We start from the raw sequence: 19,576 nt of genomic DNA, 5'->3' as shown, positions 1-19,576 counted from the left end.
TTTTCCTTTCTATCTAATCAGTCAGTCACAACGCAGTGGGGGAAAACCTGAGCAACTTTTACGCCGACGCGGCACCCGACGTGCGCGGGATGGTGTCATCGGCGCGCAGGGTGAAGATCTCGTAGCCGGTTTCGGTGACCAGCAGGGTGTGCTCCCACTGGGCCGAGAGCTTGCGGTCCTTGGTGATGGCGGTCCAGCCGTCGCCCAGCACCTTAGTGTCGGCCTTGCCCTGGTTGATCATCGGCTCGATGGTGAAGGTCATGCCCGCTTTGAGCTCCATACCGGTGCCCGCGCGGCCGTAGTGCAGGATCTGTGGCTCTTCGTGGAACACGGTGCCGATGCCGTGGCCGCAGAATTCGCGCACCACCGAGAAACCGTTCTTTTCGGCGTGCTTCTGGATCACTTCACCGATGTCGCCCAGGCGGCAGCCGGGTTTGACGATCTCGATGGCTTTGTACATGCATTCCTGGGTCACCTGGGACAGGCGCTCGGCCCAGACCGGCACGGTGCCCACGTGGAACATGCGGCTGGTGTCGCCGAAATAACGGTCCTTGATCACGGTGACGTCGATGTTCAAGGTATCGCCGTCCTTCAATGGCTTGTCGCCTGGAATTCCGTGGCAGACCACGTGGTTGACCGAGGTGCAGATTGACTTGGGGAAGCCTTTGTAATTCAACGGCGCAGGGATGGCCTTTTGCACGTCGACTATATAGTCGTGGCAGATTTGGTTCAGGGTGTCGGTGGTGACGCCGGGCTTGACGTGTTCGGCAATCATTTCCAGCACGTCGGCAGCCAGTTTGCCGGCAATGCGCATGCCGGCGATGTCTTCGGCGGTTTTCAAACTTACGGTCATACAGGCTCTCTCTAGCGCGACGCGCTGAAATCAATGCGGTTTACGGGCGTGCGACAAAAGGTTGCAGAATTCGCACAAGCCACAAAAAACGCGATTCTACCAGACGATGGCCCCAAATCATGAGCCTCTGGTGATCGCTTCTTTCTATAGAGTAGGGGTATGTCGGCTCTATTCAAGGGGTTACGCGAAAGCGGTCGTCGGCAAATGTGATTGCGGGTTTCGTTTTTGCCGTTCGTGTGGTATAAAATGCGCCGCTTTCCGGGGATACCCCGCAAGGCTTAAATCCACACACGTGTCGACACGATGACCTGGGTGCCGGAGGCCTTGATGCCGCTGGTTGGTCATTGGGATACGTGGAGGCCAAACCCGACTTATTAAGGAACTATCATGTCCCAAGTCAACATGCGCGATATGCTGAAGGCCGGTGTGCACTTCGGTCACCAGACCCGTTACTGGAACCCGAAAATGGGTAAGTACATTTTCGGCGCGCGTAACAAGATCCACATTATCAACCTTGAAAAAACCCTGCCAATGTTCAACGAAGCTCTGACTTTCGTAGAGCGTCTGGCCCAGGGCAAAAACAAGATCCTGTTCGTCGGCACCAAGCGTTCCGCTGGCAAGATCGTTGCTGAAGAAGCAGCACGTTGCGGTTCGCCGTACGTCGATCACCGCTGGTTGGGCGGCATGCTGACCAACTTCAAAACCATCCGTGCTTCCATCAAGCGTCTGCGTGACCTTGAAGTGCAAGCCGAAGACGGTACTTTCGCCAAGCTGACCAAGAAAGAAGCGCTGATGCGCTCCCGTGACCTGGAAAAGCTCGATCGTTCCCTGGGTGGTATCAAGGACATGGGCGGTCTGCCTGACGCACTGTTCGTTATCGACGTTGATCATGAGCGCATCGCGATCACCGAAGCCAACAAGCTGGGCATCCCTGTTATCGGCGTAGTCGATACCAACAGCAGCCCGGAAGGCGTTGACTACATCATCCCAGGCAACGATGACGCAATCCGCGCTATCCAGCTGTACATGGGTTCGATGGCTGACGCTGTAATCCGTGGTCGTAACCACGTTGCTGGTGGTACCGAGCAGTTCGTTGAAGAAGCTCCGGTAGCTGCCGCTGAGTAATTAACGCCCTGGCGTTGACTCAGTAAGCAAAAAGGGGGCTTGGCCCCCTTTTTGCCACCTCGAAAACCGTTTGTCGGCGCCCACTTGTGGCAGCGCAACCTAGCGACTGTAACGTGCGGCGGCCTACAACGGAGATTCGGGAAGAATTGATCGCCCGTTTGATCGGGTGGAATGGTTGAAAACCTATCCAAGAGGATTTTGAAATGGCAGAGATTACTGCAGCGTTGGTTAAAGAACTGCGTGAGCGTACCGGCGAAGGCATGATGGATTGCAAAAAGGCCTTGACCAAGGCCGGCGGCGACATCGAAAAAGCCATCGACGACATGCGTGCTTCCGGCGCCATCAAGGCCGCCAAGAAAGCAGGCAACGTAGCTGCTGAAGGCGCTATCGCTCTGAAAGAAGACGGTAAATCCGCTGTTCTGCTGGAAGTGAACTCGCAGACCGACTTCCTGGCCCTGCAAGATGACTTCAAGGCATTCGTTGCTGCCAGCGTTGAAAAAGCATTCGCTGACAAGCTGACTACCGTTGAGCCTCTGATCGAAGCTCAAGAAGCTGCTCGCCTGGTACTGGTCGGCAAGGTTGGCGAAAACGTCAACATCCGTCGCCTGACTCGCGTTGAAGGTGATGTTGTTGGTGGTTACCTGCACGGCAACAAGATCGGCGTAGCCGTTGTTCTGAAAGGCGGCGACGTTGAGCTGGCCAAAGACATCGCTATGCACGTTGCTGCAAGCAACCCAGAATTCCTGCTGCCTTCGGAAGTTTCTGACGAAGCGATCGAGCGTGAAAAAGCTGTGTTCCTGAGCCTGAACGCCGACAAGATCGCCGGCAAGCCAGAAAACATCGTTGAAAACATGATCAAAGGCCGTATCAGCAAGTTCCTGGCTGAGGCTTCCCTGGTTGAGCAGGCGTTCGTCAAGAACCCTGAAATCAAGGTGGGCGAACTGGCCAAGAAAGCCGGTGCTGAAATCGTTTCCTTCACTTACTACAAAGTAGGCGAAGGCATCGAGAAGCCGGTCGACAACTTCGCTGAAGAAGTTGCTGCCCAGCTGGCTGCCGCCAAGCAATAAGACAGTTTTAAACTGTCGCCCGAAAGAGGCTGCCCGCTCACGCGCGCAGCCTCTTTTCAAATGGGAAGGCCGATTTTATTTGGCTTCCCCTCGGAACTGGCTTACAAAGCCGTGTTCCGATGGCGCTGTGATAGCGTCCAGCTAGAGTGAACGCAAGCCGTAAACGGCTCGCCAAGAATTTTTAAAAAATACGCCGCAGGAGAGATTCGCAATGGCTCAGCAGGGCAGTGGTTATCAGGCTCGCTATAAACGCATTCTACTCAAGCTCAGCGGCGAGGCCCTGATGGGCTCGGAAGAGTTCGGGATCGATCCCAAGGTGCTCGACCGCATGGCGCTGGAAGTCGGCCAGTTGGTCGGTATCGGCGTGCAGGTCGGCCTGGTGATCGGCGGCGGTAACCTGTTCCGCGGCGCGGCACTGAGTGCGGCCGGCATGGATCGGGTCACCGGCGACCACATGGGCATGCTGGCCACTGTGATGAACGCCCTGGCCATGCGCGACGCCCTGGAGCGTGCCAACATCTCGGCCATCGTGATGTCGGCTATTTCCATGGTTGGCGTGACCGATCACTATGATCGCCGCAAAGCCATGCGCCACCTGAACGCCAAAGAGGTGGTGATCTTTGCCGCCGGTACCGGCAACCCGTTCTTCACCACTGATTCGGCGGCGTGCCTGCGCGCTATCGAGATCGATGCTGACGTCGTGTTGAAAGCGACCAAGGTTGACGGTGTGTATACCGCAGACCCGTTCAAAGACCCGCATGCCGAGAAGTTCGATCATCTGACCTACGATGAAGTACTGGATCGCAAGCTGGGCGTGATGGACCTGACGGCTATTTGCCTGTGCCGCGACCACAAGATGCCGCTGCGCGTATTTAACATGAACAAGCCCGGCGCCCTGCTGAATATCGTACACGGCGGCGCGGAAGGGACTCTGATCGAGGAAGGCCAACAATGATCAACGAAATCAAGAAAGACGCCCAAGCGCGTATGCAAAAATCCCTGGAGTCTCTGAGCCACGCATTCGGCCAGATTCGTACCGGCAAGGCGCACCCAAGCATTCTGGGCAGCGTGATGGTGCCTTACTACGGCTCCGATACACCTATCAGCAGCGTCGCCAACATTACCGTTAAAGACTCGCGCACGCTGCAAGTCGTCGCGTTTGAGCGCAACATGCTGGGTGCTGTCGACAAGGCCATCCAGAGTGCCGGCCTGAACCTCAACCCGACCAACCTGGGCGAGTTGCTGCTGATCTCCATGCCAGCCCTGACTGAAGAAACCCGCAAGGGCTTCACCAAACAGGCGCGCAGCGCAGCTGAAGATGCCCGTGTTGCCGTGCGCAACATCCGCCGCGATGCCTTGGGTGACCTGAAGAAACTGGTCAAGGACAAGGAAATCAGCGAAGACGAAGAACGTCGTGCCACCGCCGATATCGACAAGCTGACCAAAGACGCCGAGGCCCAGATCACCAAGGCCACGGAAGAAAAAGAAAAGGACCTGATGGCCGTATAAGGGGTCAGGACGCCTTCATGGAAAAGACCAAGCAGACTGTACCCTCTGTGGTGCCGCGCCATGTCGCGATCATCATGGATGGGAATAATCGCTGGGCGAAGAAACGCTTTATGCCGGGTGTTGCCGGGCATAAAGCGGGTGTCGATGCGGTACGCGCCGTCATAGAGGTGTGCGCCGAAGCCAAGGTCGAGGTGTTGACTCTGTTTGCCTTCTCCAGTGAAAACTGGCAGCGCCCGGCCGAAGAAGTCAGTGCCTTGATGGACCTGTTCTTCAAGGCCCTGCGTCGTGAGGCCAAGCGTCTCAATGAGAACAACATCAGCTTGCGCATCATTGGCGATCGTTCGCGGTTCCATCCCGAGCTTCAGGCCGCCATGCGCGAAGCCGAGGCGATTACCGCGGGTGCCAATCGTTTTGTGCTGCAGATTGCGGCCAACTACGGTGGCCAGTGGGATATCGCGCAGGCCGCCCAACGGCTTGCCCGCGAAGTGCAGGCTGGCCATTTGCGGCCGGACGACATCACCCCCGAACTGCTGCAGACGTGCCTGGTAACCGGCGACCTGCCGCTACCGGACTTGTGTATCCGTACCGGTGGTGAGCATCGCATCAGCAATTTCTTGCTGTGGCAGTTGGCCTACACCGAGCTGTATTTCTCCGACCTGTTCTGGCCGGACTTCAAACACGATGCCATGCGCAATGCGCTGGCCGATTTCGCTTCCCGTCAGCGTCGCTTCGGTAAAACGAGCGAGCAGATCGAAGCTGGAGCCCGGGTTTAAATGCTCAAACAACGAATCATCACGGCCCTGATCCTGCTGCCGATTGCCTTGTGCGGTTTTTTCCTGCTCGACGGTTCCGGCTTTGCCTTGTTTATCGGCCTGGTCGTGACCTTGGGGGCCTGGGAATGGGCGCGCCTGGCGGGCTTCAATAACCAACTGCCGCGCGTGGTGTACGCTGCGGTCGTGGCGGTTTTGCTGTTCCTCATGCATTACCTTTCCAGCATTGTCGTGCCGTGGGTATTGGGGGCGGCGGTGCTGTGGTGGGCGCTGGCGACGTTCCTGGTGCTGACCTATCCACGAACCAGTGGCCAGTGGTCGAGTGTTGCCAGCAAGCTGGTGATCGGTTTGTTGGTGCTGCTACCGGCCTGGCAAGGGCTGGTGGAAATCAAAAATGCGCCGATGGGCAACTGGTTGATCCTGGCAGTGATGGTGCTGGTCTGGGGCGCTGATATTGGTGCGTACTTCTCCGGCCGGGCTTTCGGCAAGCGCAAGCTGGCGCCGGCGGTCAGCCCAGGCAAGAGCTGGGAAGGCGTTTACGGTGGCCTTGCGTTGACACTGTTGATCACACTCGTGGTCGGGTTGGTGCGCGATTGGTCGGCAAAGGAAATCTTCCTGGCGTTGTTGGGGACGGCTGTTGTTGTGTTCATCTCCGTTGTGGGTGACCTCACCGAAAGCATGTTCAAGCGTCAGGCCGGTATCAAAGACAGCAGTAATCTGCTGCCGGGTCATGGCGGCGTGCTGGATCGTATCGACAGCCTTACCGCAGCGATTCCGATTTTTGCCGTACTGTTGTGGATGACCGCTTCGTGAGTGGCCTGCAGCAGGTGACCGTGCTGGGTGCGACTGGCTCGGTAGGCCTGAGCACACTGGACGTGATCGCGCGCCACCCTGAGCGGTATCAGGTTTTTGCCTTGACCGGGTTCTCTCGCCTGACCGAATTGCTGGCTCTGTGTGTGCGCCATACGCCTCGCTTCGCTGTTGTGCCGCAAGAAGCGCTGGCGCGAGGGCTGCAGGAAGAACTGCGCGCTGCCGGCCTTGCCACGCAGGTGTTGGTGGGCGAGGAGGGGTTGTGCGCGGTGTCGGCCGACGCCGAGGTTGATACCGTCGTGGCGGCCATCGTCGGGGCGGCTGGTTTGCGCCCGACGCTGGCAGCTGTCAACGCGGGCAAGAAGATTCTGTTGGCTAACAAAGAAGCGCTTGTGATGTCCGGCACCCTGTTTATGCAGGCTGTGCGCAAAAGCGGAGCCGTTCTGCTGCCTTTGGATAGCGAGCACAATGCGATCTTCCAATGCATGCCGGGTGATTTTGCTCGCGGCTTGAATCAGGTCGGGGTGCGCCGGATTCTTCTGACAGCTTCCGGTGGCCCGTTCCGGCAAACTCCGTTGGCGGAGCTGGAGCACGTCTCTCCGGACCAGGCGTGTGCGCACCCGAACTGGTCCATGGGGCGCAAAATCTCCGTGGACTCTGCCAGCATGATGAACAAAGGTCTGGAGCTGATTGAGGCGTGCTGGCTGTTCGATGCGCGCCCGGATCAGGTTGAAGTGGTCATTCATCCACAAAGTGTGATTCATTCCCTGGTCGACTATGTGGATGGCTCGGTGCTGGCTCAGTTGGGTAACCCTGACATGCGCACGCCGATTGCCAATGCCCTGGCGTGGCCGGAGCGGATCGACTCCGGCGTTGCCCCGTTGGACCTGTTTGCCATTGCCCGTCTGGACTTCGAAGCGCCCGACGAACAGCGTTTTCCATGCCTGCGCTTGGCGCGGCAAGCGGCAGAAGTGGGCAAAAGTGCGCCGGCGATGCTCAATGCGGCCAATGAAGTGGCAGTGGCGGCGTTTCTCGAACGGCGCATCCGCTTTCCGCAGATCCCGAGTATCATCGAGGACGTTCTGAGCCTCGAGCCTGTAGTGGCTGTAGAGGAATTGGCGGCTGTGTTCGAGGCGGATGCCAAAGCCCGTGCCCTGGCCGAACAATGGTTGAACCGCAACGCGCGTTAGTCTGTGGGCAGGTGTGCGCCTTCAGGCACTGGATTGGAATGCGGAGAAATTAGATGAGTGCGCTCTACATGATTGTCGGCACCCTGGTTGCTCTGGGTGTGCTGGTTACCTTCCACGAATTCGGCCACTTCTGGGTGGCGCGTCGTTGCGGCGTCAAGGTATTGCGCTTTTCCGTCGGTTTCGGCATGCCGTTGCTGCGCTGGCACGACCGGCGTGGCACTGAATTTGTAATCGCAGCCATTCCACTGGGTGGCTACGTCAAAATGCTCGATGAGCGTGAAGGCGAAGTGCCTGCTGACCAGTTGGATCAGTCGTTCAATCGCAAGACCGTTCGTCAGCGTATCGCCATTGTTGCGGCGGGCCCAATCGCCAATTTCCTGTTGGCGATGGTGTTTTTTTGGGTCCTGGCCATGCTGGGCAGCCAGGAGATGCGTCCGGTCATCGGCGCTGTCGAGGCTGACAGTATCGCGGCCAAGGCAGGCTTGGTTGCCGGGCAGGAAATTGTTTCCATTGATGGCGAGCCCACATTGGGCTGGCGCGATGTCAATCTTCGTCTGGTGAGCCGCCTGGGTGAAAGCGGCACCGTCAACGTAGTGGTGCGCGAACAGGACTCCACGGCCGAAACGCCGCGTGAGCTGGCGCTGGATCATTGGCTCAAGGGGTCCGATGAACCTGATCCGATCAAGTCTTTGGGCATTCGCCCGTGGCGCCCGGCCTTGCCGCCAGTGCTCGCCGAGCTGGACCCGAAAGGTCCGGCCCAGGCTGCCGGCCTGAAAACCGGTGATCGCCTCCTGACCCTGGATGGTCAGGCGCTGGGTGACTGGCAGCAAGTGGTTGACTTGGTGCGTGTACGCCCTGATACCAAAATTGTGCTGAAAGTTGAGCGCGATGGTGCTCAAATCGATGTCCCTGTGACCCTGTCGGTCCGTGGGGAAGCCAAGGCGGCCGGGGGATACCTCGGTGCGGGGGTCAAGGGTGTCGAGTGGCCGCCATCGATGATGCGCGAGGTCAGCTACGGGCCTTTGGCAGCCATTGGCGAGGGTGCAAAACGCACTTGGACCATGAGCGTGCTGACCCTCGAATCGCTCAAGAAAATGTTGTTCGGTGAGCTCTCGGTAAAAAACTTGAGTGGACCGATAACCATTGCTAAAGTGGCGGGCGCTTCTGCCCAGTCGGGTGTCGCGGATTTCCTGAATTTCCTGGCTTATCTGAGTATTAGCCTTGGGGTTCTGAATTTGCTGCCTATTCCAGTGTTGGATGGGGGGCATCTGTTGTTTTATCTGGTCGAGTGGGTGCGTGGTCGCCCCTTGTCGGATCGGGTGCAGGGTTGGGGGATACAGATTGGTATCAGTTTGGTGGTCGGAGTGATGTTGTTAGCTCTGGTCAACGATCTGGGACGTCTGTAACGCTTCGCTGAATTGCGAATCTGCCGCATTTTGCGGCAGTTTGTTTATTGCCAGTTGGAATAAGAAAGGACTTCATGAAACGTCTGCTGCTAACTGCGGTTCTCACCGTATTGATGATCGCCGAAGTTCACGCCGAGTCCTTCACTATCTCCGATATTCGCGTCAACGGCCTCCAGCGGGTTTCCGCCGGTAGCGTGTTTGGTGCCTTGCCGTTGAACGTCGGGGAACAGGCTGATGACCGTCGCCTGGTGGAATCCACTCGTGCGCTGTTCAAAACCGGGTTCTTTCAAGATATCCAACTGGGTCGCGAAGGTAACGTCCTGGTCATCACCGTCGTCGAGCGACCTTCCGTCGCCAGTATCGAGATCGAAGGCAACAAGGCGATCTCCACTGAAGACCTGATGAAGGGCCTCAAGCAATCCGGCCTGGCCGAAGGCGAGATCTTCCAGCGCGCCACCCTTGAAGGTGTGCGTAACGAACTTCAACGCCAGTACGTTGCCCAAGGCCGCTACTCTGCGACTGTTGAAACCGAAGTGATCCCGCAGCCTCGTAACCGTGTTGGCCTCAAGGTCAAGATCAACGAAGGCACGGTAGCGGCGATTCAGCACATCAACGTGGTGGGTAACACCAAGTTCGCTGATGACGACCTGATCGACCTGTTCGAACTCAAGACCACCAACTGGTTGTCGTTCTTCAAGAACGATGACAAGTACGCCCGTGAAAAATTGTCCGGTGACCTGGAGCGTCTGCGTTCCTACTACCTGGACCGTGGCTATATCAATATGGATATCGCTTCGACCCAGGTGTCCATCACCCCGGACAAGAAGCACGTCTACATCACCGTCAACGTCAACGAAGGCGAGAAGTACACCGTTCGTGACGTCAAGCTCAGCGGCGACTTGAAAGTGCCTGAAGATCAGGTCAAGTCCCTCTTGCTGGTACAGAAGGACCAGGTGTTCTCGCGCAAGCTGATGACCACCACGTCCGAACTGATTACCCGCCGCCTGGGTAACGAAGGCTATACCTTTGCCAACGTCAACGGCGTACCGACCCCACACGATGATGACCACACTGTGGACATCACCTTTGTAGTCGACCCCGGCAAGCGTGCTTATGTAAACCGCATCAACTTCCGTGGCAACACCAAGTCTGCGGACGAAGTGCTGCGTCGCGAAATGCGCCAGATGGAAGGTGGCTGGGCGTCGACTTACCTGATCGACCAGTCCAAGACCCGCCTTGAGCGCCTGGGCTTCTTCAAGGAAGTCAACGTCGAGACTCCGGCCGTGCCGGGTGTGGATGACCAGGTTGACGTGAACTACGCCGTTGAAGAACAAGCCTCGGGTTCGATCACCGCCAGCGTTGGTTTCGCGCAGAGCGCCGGTCTGATCCTGGGTGGTTCCATCACTCAAAACAACTTCCTGGGTACCGGTAACCGCGTGTCTATCGGCTTGACCCGAAGCGAATACCAGAGCCGCTATAACTTCGGTTATACCGACCCCTACTGGACTCCTGACGGTGTGAGCCTGGGCTACAACGCTTTCTATCGCACCACCGACTACAAAGACCTTGATGTTGACGTAGCCAGCTATGCCATCGACAGCTTTGGTGTTGGCGCCAACATTGGTTACCCGATCAGTGAGACCTCGCGTCTGACCTTCGGCCTGACCGCGCAACAGGACAAGATCAAGACCGGCGTGTACACAGTCGATGAGATTTTCGACTTCGTACGTAAAGAAGGCGACCAGTTCCTGAACTTCAAGGCATCGGCCGGTTGGTCGGAGTCGACCCTGAACAAAGGTGTACTCGCAACCCGTGGCCATTCCCAGAGCCTGACCCTGGAAGCCACCACGCCGGGCAGCGACCTGTCGTTCTTCAAACTCGACTACCGTGGCCAGTTGTTCCAGCCGTTGAGCGATAACTACACTGTTCGTCTGCACACTGAGCTGGGTTATGGCGACGGTTACGGTTCTACCAGCGGTCTGCCGTTCTACGAGAACTACTACGCAGGTGGTTTCAACTCGGTTCGTGGTTTCAAGGACAGTACATTGGGGCCTCGTGGTACGCCGAGTCGTGGTGTCGGTGTAACCGGTAACGTCGGGACACAGCCAGATTCTGACAACGACCCGCTGCCGTTCGGTGGTAACGTGTTGATTCAGGGTGGTGCGGAACTCCTGTTCCCGCTGCCATTCGTCAAGGATCAGCGTTCGCTGCGTACTTCGGTCTTCTGGGATGTGGGTAACGTATTCGACTCCAAGTGCGAGCAGGTTAAAAACCCCGCACCTGGCTCGGTATCCAACACGCAGTGCAACGACGTGAGCTTCAGTAACCTGGCGAGCTCCGTGGGTGTGGGCGTGACTTGGGTAACTGCGCTTGGCCCATTGAGCTTTGCTCTGGCCATGCCGATCAAAAAACCGGATAACGCTGAAACCCAGATTTTCCAATTCTCCCTCGGCCAGACGTTCTAAGCGTCTGACCCAAGATAACGACAACGGATTCTGTAGGAGTACATCGTGCGTAAGTTGACTCAATTGGTCCTGCTGGCCACTGTGCTGGTAACCACCCCGGCCTTCGCCGAAATGAAAATCGCCGTCCTGAACTATCAGATGGCTCTGCTGGAGTCTGACGCGGCCAAGAAATATGCCGTGGACGCCGAGAAAAAATTCGGTCCGCAACTGACCAAGCTGAAAACGCTGGAAAGCAGCGCCAAGGGCATCCAGGATCGTCTGGTAGCCGGTGGCGACAAAATGCAGCAAGGCGAGCGTGAGCGTCTGGAGCTTGAATTCAAGCAAAAGGCCCGTGACTACCAGTTCCAGTCCAAGGAGCTGAACGAAGCCAAGGCCGTTGCCGACCGTGAAATGCTCAAGCAGCTCAAGCCGAAACTCGACAGCGCCGTGGAAGAAGTCATCAAGAAAGGTGCCTTTGACCTAGTGTTCGAACGCGGCGCCGTGATTGACGTCAAGCCTCAATACGACATCACCCGCCAGGTGATCGAGCGCATGAACCAGCTGAAGTAAGCCATGACCGCGACTATCAAGCTCGGCGAGTTGGCCGAGTTCCTGGGGGCCACCTTGAGTGGCTCCAAGGAGAAAGAAATCACTGGGCTAGCCACCTTGCAGGAGGCTGGCCCAGCTCAGTTGAGCTTCCTCGCAAATCCCCAATACCGTAAATACCTGGTCGACAGCAAAGCCGCAGCCGTGTTGCTCAAGGCGGCTGACGCCGAAGGGTTTGCCGGGGATGCATTGGTGGTGGCTGATCCGTACCTGGCTTATGCCCGGGCGTCACACCTGTTCGATCCAAAACCCAAGGCCGCGGGCGGAATTCATCCGTCGGCCGTGATCGCCGATGATGCGCAGGTTGATCCTGCGGCCAGCATAGGCGCGTTTGCCGTGATCGAAAGTGGTGCGCGCATTGGCGCGGGTGTAACGGTGGGTGCCCACTGCTTTATCGGTGTGCGTTGCGAGATCGGCGCCGATGGTTGGCTGGCGCCTCGCGTGACCCTGTACCACGATGTGCGTATTGGTGAGCGCGTGGTGATTCAGTCGGGTGCCGTGATCGGGGGTGAAGGCTTTGGCTTTGCCAACTCCAAAGGCATTTGGCACAAGATTGCCCAGGTCGGTGGCGTAATGATCGGCGATGACGTGGAAATCGGCGTCAATACCGCCGTTGATCGCGGCGCCTTGGCCGACACAGTGATCGGTAATGGCGTGAAGCTCGACAACCAGATTCAGATTGCCCACAACGTACAGATTGGCGATCACACGGCCATGGCGGCGTGCGTGGGTATTTCCGGCAGTACCAAAATCGGCAAGCACTGCATGCTTGCAGGTGGTGTTGGGCTGGTGGGACATATCGATATTTGCGACAACGTCTTCATTACCGGGATGACCATGGTGACCCACTCGATTACCGAGCCAGGTGCCTATTCTTCCGGTACTGCCATGCAGCCTGCGGCTGAATGGCGCAAAAGTGCGGCACGTTTGAGGCAGCTCGACGACATGGCTCGGCGTCTCAAGCAGTTGGAAAAGCGCGTTGCAGACGTGACCCCTGACGGTAATGCTTCATCTGAAGGCTGATACCATTTCCATATCAAGTGTGTACAGCCGCTAGACTGCCTCCTTGATTTGCTAGCGGGGCGGGCTTTTAGTCCGCCCGCCCCCAATCTTTATTACAGGCTTCCCCCCGAAATGATGGACATCAACGAGATTCGCGAATACCTGCCTCACCGTTACCCGTTCCTGCTGGTGGATCGCGTGGTGGACCTCAACGTTGAGGAAAAGCGCATTCGTGCCTATAAGAATGTCAGCATCAACGAACCGTTCTTCAATGGTCACTTCCCTGCGCATCCAATCATGCCGGGTGTGTTGATCATTGAAGCGATGGCCCAGGCTGCCGGTATCCTTGGTTTCAAAATGCTCGACCTCAAGCCTGCCGACGGCACGCTGTATTATTTCGTGGGCTCCGACAAGCTGCGCTTTCGCAACCCGGTTACCCCGGGTGACCAGTTGATCCTGGAAGCCAAGTTCATCAGCTGCAAGCGCCAGATCTGGAAGTTCGAGTGCCAGGCCTCGGTGGACGGCAAGCCAGTGTGCTCCGCCGAGATCATCTGCGCGGAACGCAAACTATGAGTTTGATTGACCCTCGCGCAATCATCGATCCGTCGGCCGTTCTGGCCGCCGACGTTGAGGTCGGCCCTTGGTCGATCATCGGCGCAGGTGTGGAAATCGGCGAGGGGACTGTCATCGGGCCGCACGTGATCCTCAAGGGTCCGACCCGCATTGGCAAACACAATCGCATCTACCAGTTTTCGTCGGTGGGTGAAGACACTCCGGACATGAAGTACAAGGGTGAAGAGACGCGCCTGGTCATTGGTGATCACAACATCATCCGTGAAGGCGTGACCATTCACCGTGGCACCGTGCAGGATCGCGCTGAAACCACCTTGGGCGATCACAACCTGGTCATGGCCTATGCGCACATCGGTCATGACAGCGTGATCGGCAACCATTGCATCCTGGTCAACAACACCGCGTTGGCGGGCCATGTTCATGTTGATGACTGGGCGATTCTGTCCGGTTTCACCCTGGTGCATCAGTATTGCCATATCGGCGCCCACAGCTTCTCCGGCATGGGTACCGCGATCGGCAAGGATGTTCCGGCATTCGTCACCGTGTTCGGCAACCCGGCCGAAGCGCGCAGCATGAACTTCGAAGGCATGCGCCGTCGGGGTTTCAGCGAAGACGCGATCCATGCCCTGCGCCGAGCCTACAAGGTGGTTTACCGCCAGGGGCTGACGGTTGAGCAGGCCCTGACTGAACTGACCGAGCCGGCAGTGTTGTTCCCGGAAGTCGCGGTGTTCCGTGACTCGATCCAGGCGTCGACTCGCGGCATCACGCGCTGATCATGGCCAATCTGCGTATTGCGTTGGTCGCCGGTGAAGCTTCCGGCGATATTCTGGGCGCGGGGCTGATGCGGGCCCTCAAGGCCCAGCATCCTGCGGTGGAGTTCATGGGGGTGGGTGGCCCGCTGATGCAGGCCGAAGGTCTCACTTCCTACTTTCCCATGGAGCGCTTGTCGGTCATGGGGCTGGTGGAGGTGTTGGGCCGACTGCGTGAGTTGCTGGCTCGCCGCAAGCTGCTTATTCAGACACTGATCGAAGAAAAGCCTGACGTCTTCATCGGCATCGACGCACCGGATTTCACCCTCAATATCGAACTCAAGTTGCGCCAGGCCGGGATCAAGACCGTTCACTACGTCAGCCCCTCCGTGTGGGCATGGCGGCAGAAGCGCGTGCTGAAGATCCGCGAAGGCTGTGACTTGATGCTGACGCTGTTGCCTTTCGAGGCCCGGTTCTATGAAGAGAAGGGCGTGCCGGTGCGGTTTGTCGGCCACACCCTGGCTGACACCATCCCCCTGCAGGCAGATCGTGCAGCCGCGCGCGCCGAGTTGGGCTTGCCCGACGGCCCGCTGGTTGCATTGATGCCGGGCAGCCGAGGTGGTGAAGTGGGTCGCCTTGGCGCGCTGTTCTTTGATGCTGCCAAGCGCCTGCAAACCTTGAAGCCGGGGGTGCGTTTTGTGCTGCCGTGTGCCAGCCCGCAGCGTCGCGCACAAATTGAAACACTGCTGGAAGGGCGTGAGCTGCCGTTGACCTTGCTCGACGGCCAATCGCACCTGGCTTTGGCCGCCTGCGATGCGGTGCTGATCGCGTCGGGTACTGCGACCCTGGAAGCCTTGTTGTACAAGCGTCCGATGGTCGTGGCCTACCGCTTGGCGCCGCTGACCTTCTGGATTCTCAAGCGCATGGTCAAAAGCCCCTACATTTCCTTGCCCAACCTGTTGGCCCAGCGCTTGCTGGTGCCGGAATTGTTGCAGGACGATGCGACGCCCGAAGCGCTGGCGCAAACCCTCCTTCCCCTGATCGATGGCGGCGAAGAGCAGACCCGTGGTTTTGACGACATCCATCGCACCCTGCGTCGTGATGCGTCGAACACAGCGGCGGATGCTGTGCTGACGTTGATCGGCCACAAACAGGAAACCCTATGACGACGCAAATGGGCCTGGACTTCAGCCTGGTGGCTGAAGCTCACGAACTGGTGGCCGGTGTCGATGAGGTCGGGCGTGGCCCGCTGTGTGGCGCAGTGGTCACGGCAGCGGTGATTCTTGATCCGAATCGTCCGATACTCGGCCTTAACGATTCGAAAAAACTCACCGAAGCACGTCGCGAAAAGCTTTACGACGAAATCTGCGAAAAAGCCCTGAGCTGGCACATTGCTCGGGCCGAAGTCGAAGAAATCGATGAATTGAACATCCTCCACGCGACCATGCTGGCCATGCAGCGCGCGGTAGAGGGCCTGCACATCACGCCGAAAATGGCGATGATCGACGGCAACCGTTGCCCGAAGCTGGCAATGCCGTCTGAGGCGGTGGTCAAGGGCGATAGCAAGGTTCCAGCCATCGCCGCGGCCTCGATCCTGGCCAAAGTCAGCCGCGACCGTGAAATGGCAGCGTTCGAATTGATCTACCCCGGCTACGGCATTGGTGGCCACAAGGGGTATCCGACGCCCGTTCATCTGGAAGCCCTGGCGCGTCTGGGGCCAACTCCGATCCACCGTCGCTCGTTTGCCCCGGTTCGCCTGGCTTACGAGGCGCGGGAAAGCCTCAGCGAGGTTTAGCCGCGAGGCTGATGTTTTTGCCAAGGCCCGGTACAATCCGGGCCTTGTTGTCTCCACGTATTAGAACAGGATCACTATGCCGGCTTCATTCGTTCACCTGCGCCTGCACACTGAATACTCCCTGGTCGACGGCCTGGTACGGATCAAACCGCTGGTCAAAACCCTGGTGGGCATGAACATGCCTGCAGTCGCGGTGACCGATCAGAACAACATGTGTTCCCTGGTCAAGTTCTACAAGAACGCCATGGGCGCCGGCATCAAGCCGATCTGCGGCGTCGACCTGTGGCTGTCCAACAAAGACCCGGATAACCCCCTGAGCCGCATCAGCCTGCTGGCGATGAACGGCGTGGGTTATCGCAACCTTACCGAGTTGATCTCGCGCGGATTTATCGATGGCCAACGCAATGGCTCGATTATCATCGAGCGTGAGTGGGTGGCCGAGGCGAGCGAGGGTGTGATCATGCTCTCGGCGGCGAAAGAGGGCGAAATCGGTATCGCATTGCTGGGTGGCAACCCCCAGGAAGCTGAAGTGTTGGCCCGTGAGTGGATGCAGGTCTTTCCCGACCGTTTCTACCTCGAGGTCCAGCGCACCAACCGCCCCAACGATGAAGAACACCTGCACGCCGCCGTGGCCCTGGCCGACAAGCTGGGTGCGCCGTTGGTGGCGACCAACGATGTGCGTTTCATCAAGAAAGAAGATTTCGAAGCCCACGAAACCCGCGTGTGCATCGGTGAAGGCCGGGCGCTGGACGATCCGCGCCGCTCGAAGAACTACAGCGAAGAGCAGTACCTCAAAAGCGCCGACGAGATGGCCGAGCTGTTCAGTGACTTGCCTGAGGCGCTGGAAAACTCCGTCGAAATTGCCAAGCGCTGCAATATTGAAGTGAAGCTGGGCAAGCACTTCCTGCCCAACTTCCCGATTCCCGATGGCATGACCATCGACGAATATTTCCGCAAAGTCTCGTTCGACGGCCTCGAAGAGCGGCTCACCGTTCTGCTGCCCAGGGATACCACTGAAGATTACGACGCCAGGCGCCAGGTGTATGTCGACCGGCTGAATTTCGAGCTGGATATCATTATCCAGATGGGGTTCCCCGGTTACTTCCTGATCGTAATGGACTTTATCCAGTGGGCCAAAAGCAATGGCGTGCCGGTTGGGCCGGGCCGGGGGTCGGGTGCCGGCTCGCTGGTGGCCTATGTGCAGAAGATCACTGACCTTGACCCGCTGGAATATGACCTGCTGTTCGAACGGTTCCTGAACCCGGAACGGGTGTCCATGCCCGACTTCGACGTCGACTTCTGCATGGACGGCCGTGACCGCGTGATCGAATACGTGGCCGAGAAATACGGGCGCAACGCGGTAAGCCAGATCATTACCTTCGGTTCCATGGCCGCGAAGGCTGTAATCCGCGACGTGGCCCGGGTGCAGGGCAAGTCCTACGGCTTGGCGGATCGCCTGTCGAAGATGATCCCGTTCGAAGTCGGCATGACCCTGGAAAAGGCCTACGAGCAGGAAGAAATCCTGCGCGACTTCATCAAGATCGATGAAGAAGCCGCCGAAATCTGGGACATGGCGCGCAAACTCGAAGGCGTAGTGCGTAACGTCGGCAAGCACGCCGGTGGTGTGGTTATTGCGCCAACCAAACTCACCGACTTTTCGCCGATCTATTGCGACGAAGAGGGCGATGGCCTGGTAACCCAGTTCGACAAGGACGACGTGGAGGCTGCCGGCCTGGTGAAGTTCGACTTCCTCGGCCTGCGAACCCTGACGATCATCGACTGGGCGCTCAAGACCATCAACCGCGATCGCGCCAAGGTCGATGAGGCGCCGCTGGATATCGCGTTTATCCCGCTGGATGACAAACCGACTTACCAATTGCTGCAAAAAGCCGAAACCACGGCGGTGTTCCAGCTTGAGTCGCGCGGCATGAAAGAGCTGATCAAAAAGCTCAAGCCCGACTGCCTGGAAGACTTGATCGCACTGGTGGCGCTGTTCCGTCCGGGCCCGCTGCAATCGGGCATGGTTGATGACTTTATCAACCGTAAGCACGGCCGCGCCGAACTGGCCTACCCGCACTCCGACTATCAGTACGAAGGCCTCAAGCCGGTACTGGCGCCGACCTACGGCATCATCCTGTATCAGGAACAGGTGATGCAGATCGCTCAGGTCATGGCCGGTTACACCCTCGGTGGTGCAGACATGCTGCGTCGGGCCATGGGTAAGAAAAAGCCCGAGGAGATGGCCAAGCAGCGTGGCGGTTTCATTGAAGGTTGCGCCAGCAACAATATCGACGCCGATCTGGCCGGTAACATTTTCGACCTGGTGGAAAAATTCGCCGGTTATGGCTTCAACAAATCCCACTCCGCCGCCTACGGCCTGGTGTCCTACCAGACTGCCTGGCTGAAAGCCCACTACCCGGCGCCGTTCATGGCCGCGGTACTCTCGGCGGATATGCACAACACCGACAAGGTCGTGACCTTGATCGAGGAAGTGCGCACCATGAAGCTGCGCCTCGACGCGCCGGACGTGAACGCCTCTGAGTTCAAGTTCACGGTGAACGACGAAGGCCGCATCATTTATGGTCTGGGCGCGATCAAAGGCGTGGGTGAAGGCCCGGTGGAAGCGATCACCGAAGCGCGACAGAACGGGCCGTTCACCGACTTGTTCGACTTCTGCGCGCGGGTTGACCTCAAGCGGATCAACAAGCGAACCCTCGATGGTTTGATCCGCAGCGGCGCACTCGACCGTCTTGGCCCGTACTTCCATGACGAGCCGAAGGCTTATCAGGCGAATATCGACCGTAACCGCGCGGTGCTGCTGACCGCCATGGAAGAAGCGATCAAGGCCGCCGAACAGACTGCGCGTACCCATGACAGCGGCCACGCCGACCTGTTTGGCGGGTTGTTCGTCGAGGAGGATGCGGATGTGTATGGTAACCACCGCAAGGCCAAGGAGCTGACCCTCAAGGAACGCCTCAAGGGTGAAAAAGACACCTTGGGCCTGTATCTCACCGGCCACCCGATTGACGAATATGAGGGCGAAATCCGCCGTTTCGCCCGCCAGCGCATCATTGACCTGAAGCCGGCGCGCGACACCCAGACCGTCGCCGGCATGATCATCGCCCTGCGCGTGATGAAGAACAAGAAGGGCGACAAGATGGGCTTTATCACCCTCGATGACCGCTCGGGCCGCATCGAGGCGTCGCTGTTTGCCGATGCATTCCACTCCGCTCAGTCGCTTCTGCAGACTGACGCCATGGTGGTGGTGGAAGGGGAGGTCAGCAACGATGACTTCTCCGGCGGCCTGCGCTTGCGGATCAAGCGGGTGATGAGCATGGAAGATGCGCGCACCAACCTGGCGGAAAGCCTGCGTTTGAAGGTCAAGACCGAAGCCCTCAAGGGTGATCAGCTACGCTGGTTGGGTGATTTGCTCAAACGCCACCGTGGCGCGTGCCCGGTGACCATGGAGTACACCGGCAATGACGCCAAGGCCATGTTGCAGTTTGGCGAGACCTGGCGAATTGATCCCGCCGATGGCTTGATTCAAGCTTTGCGTGACCAGTTCGGGCGAGACAACGTCTTCCTCCAATACCGTTGATGGTCAGATATGTCTGACCTCGGCTGAACATTTAATCTCGACCTAAACGCGCCTCTCCCTTAAGGTAGGGCGCGAATAG

Annotated in this window: 17 protein-coding genes; 16 read left to right on the top strand and 1 reads right to left on the bottom strand. The window is 58.2% G+C overall.

The features are described from left to right. Nucleotides 1-58: 58 nt before the first annotated feature. Complete coding sequence (map, locus tag AB4P94_RS31110) at nucleotides 59-853, bottom strand: type I methionyl aminopeptidase (RefSeq protein ID WP_395608865.1); 795 nt, start codon at nucleotides 851-853, stop codon at nucleotides 59-61. Between the two features lie 387 nt (nucleotides 854-1,240). Here map and rpsB point away from each other — a divergent pair, with 387 nt between their 5' ends. The 16 genes from rpsB to dnaE all read left to right on the top strand — a co-directional run bounded on the left by rpsB (nucleotide 1,241) and on the right by dnaE (nucleotide 19,497). Then, nucleotides 1,241-1,978: a 30S ribosomal protein S2 gene (rpsB, locus tag AB4P94_RS31105; protein WP_003189158.1), complete on the top strand. Its 738-nt coding sequence runs from the start codon at nucleotides 1,241-1,243 to the stop codon at nucleotides 1,976-1,978. 203 nt (nucleotides 1,979-2,181) lie between these two features. Beyond that, complete coding sequence (tsf, locus tag AB4P94_RS31100; protein ID WP_395608864.1) at nucleotides 2,182-3,045, top strand: translation elongation factor Ts; 864 nt, start codon at nucleotides 2,182-2,184, stop codon at nucleotides 3,043-3,045. 211 nt (nucleotides 3,046-3,256) lie between these two features. Next, a complete protein-coding gene (gene pyrH / locus AB4P94_RS31095; protein ID WP_003172271.1) occupies nucleotides 3,257-4,000 on the top strand; it encodes a UMP kinase in 744 nt (247 codons plus the stop codon). Continuing rightward, the gene (frr, locus tag AB4P94_RS31090) at nucleotides 3,997-4,554 is read left to right on the top strand and encodes a ribosome recycling factor (protein ID WP_012722596.1); all 558 of its coding nucleotides are present in this window, start codon (nucleotides 3,997-3,999) and stop codon (nucleotides 4,552-4,554) included. Before pyrH ends, frr begins: the two co-directional genes overlap by 4 nt. Nucleotides 4,555-4,571: 17 nt before the next feature. Then, nucleotides 4,572-5,327, top strand: coding sequence for a polyprenyl diphosphate synthase (uppS, locus tag AB4P94_RS31085; RefSeq protein WP_395608863.1), 756 nt, complete (start codon nucleotides 4,572-4,574; stop codon nucleotides 5,325-5,327). Continuing rightward, complete coding sequence (locus AB4P94_RS31080; RefSeq protein WP_395608862.1) at nucleotides 5,328-6,137, top strand: phosphatidate cytidylyltransferase; 810 nt, start codon at nucleotides 5,328-5,330, stop codon at nucleotides 6,135-6,137. After that, the gene (gene ispC, locus AB4P94_RS31075; protein WP_395608861.1) at nucleotides 6,134-7,324 is read left to right on the top strand and encodes a 1-deoxy-D-xylulose-5-phosphate reductoisomerase; all 1,191 of its coding nucleotides are present in this window, start codon (nucleotides 6,134-6,136) and stop codon (nucleotides 7,322-7,324) included. Before AB4P94_RS31080 ends, ispC begins: the two co-directional genes overlap by 4 nt. A gap of 53 nt (nucleotides 7,325-7,377) precedes the next feature. Further along, nucleotides 7,378-8,730, top strand: a complete 1,353-nt coding sequence (gene rseP / locus AB4P94_RS31070; RefSeq protein ID WP_395608860.1) for a sigma E protease regulator RseP — start codon at nucleotides 7,378-7,380, stop codon at nucleotides 8,728-8,730. Nucleotides 8,731-8,804: 74 nt separating this feature from the next. Then, on the top strand, nucleotides 8,805-11,195 hold the full coding sequence (gene bamA / locus AB4P94_RS31065) for an outer membrane protein assembly factor BamA (protein ID WP_395608859.1): 2,391 nt from the start codon (nucleotides 8,805-8,807) through the stop codon (nucleotides 11,193-11,195). Nucleotides 11,196-11,240: 45 nt separating this feature from the next. Then, nucleotides 11,241-11,744: an OmpH family outer membrane protein gene (locus AB4P94_RS31060; protein WP_003172279.1), complete on the top strand. Its 504-nt coding sequence runs from the start codon at nucleotides 11,241-11,243 to the stop codon at nucleotides 11,742-11,744. Between the two features lie 3 nt (nucleotides 11,745-11,747). Next, a complete protein-coding gene (gene lpxD / locus AB4P94_RS31055) occupies nucleotides 11,748-12,803 on the top strand; it encodes a UDP-3-O-(3-hydroxymyristoyl)glucosamine N-acyltransferase (protein ID WP_395608858.1) in 1,056 nt (351 codons plus the stop codon). Between the two features lie 111 nt (nucleotides 12,804-12,914). Then, complete coding sequence (gene fabZ / locus AB4P94_RS31050; RefSeq protein ID WP_003172281.1) at nucleotides 12,915-13,355, top strand: 3-hydroxyacyl-ACP dehydratase FabZ; 441 nt, start codon at nucleotides 12,915-12,917, stop codon at nucleotides 13,353-13,355. Further along, nucleotides 13,352-14,128, top strand: coding sequence for an acyl-ACP--UDP-N-acetylglucosamine O-acyltransferase (gene lpxA, locus AB4P94_RS31045; protein WP_395608857.1), 777 nt, complete (start codon nucleotides 13,352-13,354; stop codon nucleotides 14,126-14,128). The genes fabZ and lpxA overlap by 4 nt, the downstream gene beginning before the upstream one ends. A 2-nt stretch (nucleotides 14,129-14,130) precedes the next feature. Beyond that, nucleotides 14,131-15,270, top strand: a complete 1,140-nt coding sequence (gene lpxB / locus AB4P94_RS31040; RefSeq protein ID WP_395608856.1) for a lipid-A-disaccharide synthase — start codon at nucleotides 14,131-14,133, stop codon at nucleotides 15,268-15,270. Continuing rightward, nucleotides 15,267-15,899, top strand: a complete 633-nt coding sequence (gene rnhB, locus AB4P94_RS31035; protein WP_395608855.1) for a ribonuclease HII — start codon at nucleotides 15,267-15,269, stop codon at nucleotides 15,897-15,899. Before lpxB ends, rnhB begins: the two co-directional genes overlap by 4 nt. Nucleotides 15,900-15,975: 76 nt before the next feature. Further along, the gene (gene dnaE, locus AB4P94_RS31030) at nucleotides 15,976-19,497 is read left to right on the top strand and encodes a DNA polymerase III subunit alpha (RefSeq protein ID WP_395608854.1); all 3,522 of its coding nucleotides are present in this window, start codon (nucleotides 15,976-15,978) and stop codon (nucleotides 19,495-19,497) included. The last annotated feature ends 79 nt before the right edge of the window (nucleotides 19,498-19,576 follow it).

Source organism: Pseudomonas sp. B22129 (genome assembly GCF_044218875.1).
Classification (GTDB): domain Bacteria; phylum Pseudomonadota; class Gammaproteobacteria; order Pseudomonadales; family Pseudomonadaceae; genus Aquipseudomonas.
The sequence above is the reverse complement of the archived record's forward strand: the minus strand, read 5'-3'. Positions and strand labels throughout refer to the sequence as shown.

What these genes read in the sequence shown, in the direction of transcription:
- bamA (WP_395608859.1), top strand. Translation starts at nt 8,805, where the DNA reads ATGAAACGTCTGCTGCTAACTGCGGTTCTCACCGTATTGATGATCGCC.
- dnaE (WP_395608854.1), top strand. Translation starts at nt 15,976, where the DNA reads ATGCCGGCTTCATTCGTTCACCTGCGCCTGCACACTGAATACTCCCTG.
- rnhB (WP_395608855.1), top strand. Translation starts at nt 15,267, where the DNA reads ATGACGACGCAAATGGGCCTGGACTTCAGCCTGGTGGCTGAAGCTCAC.
- AB4P94_RS31080 (WP_395608862.1), top strand. Translation starts at nt 5,328, where the DNA reads ATGCTCAAACAACGAATCATCACGGCCCTGATCCTGCTGCCGATTGCC.
- uppS (WP_395608863.1), top strand. Translation starts at nt 4,572, where the DNA reads ATGGAAAAGACCAAGCAGACTGTACCCTCTGTGGTGCCGCGCCATGTC.
- lpxA (WP_395608857.1), top strand. Translation starts at nt 13,352, where the DNA reads ATGAGTTTGATTGACCCTCGCGCAATCATCGATCCGTCGGCCGTTCTG.
- fabZ (WP_003172281.1), top strand. Translation starts at nt 12,915, where the DNA reads ATGATGGACATCAACGAGATTCGCGAATACCTGCCTCACCGTTACCCG.
- tsf (WP_395608864.1), top strand. Translation starts at nt 2,182, where the DNA reads ATGGCAGAGATTACTGCAGCGTTGGTTAAAGAACTGCGTGAGCGTACC.
- frr (WP_012722596.1), top strand. Translation starts at nt 3,997, where the DNA reads ATGATCAACGAAATCAAGAAAGACGCCCAAGCGCGTATGCAAAAATCC.
- rpsB (WP_003189158.1), top strand. Translation starts at nt 1,241, where the DNA reads ATGTCCCAAGTCAACATGCGCGATATGCTGAAGGCCGGTGTGCACTTC.
- lpxD (WP_395608858.1), top strand. Translation starts at nt 11,748, where the DNA reads ATGACCGCGACTATCAAGCTCGGCGAGTTGGCCGAGTTCCTGGGGGCC.
- lpxB (WP_395608856.1), top strand. Translation starts at nt 14,131, where the DNA reads ATGGCCAATCTGCGTATTGCGTTGGTCGCCGGTGAAGCTTCCGGCGAT.
- map (WP_395608865.1), bottom strand. Translation starts at nt 853, where the DNA reads ATGACCGTAAGTTTGAAAACCGCCGAAGACATCGCCGGCATGCGCATT.
- pyrH (WP_003172271.1), top strand. Translation starts at nt 3,257, where the DNA reads ATGGCTCAGCAGGGCAGTGGTTATCAGGCTCGCTATAAACGCATTCTA.
- rseP (WP_395608860.1), top strand. Translation starts at nt 7,378, where the DNA reads ATGAGTGCGCTCTACATGATTGTCGGCACCCTGGTTGCTCTGGGTGTG.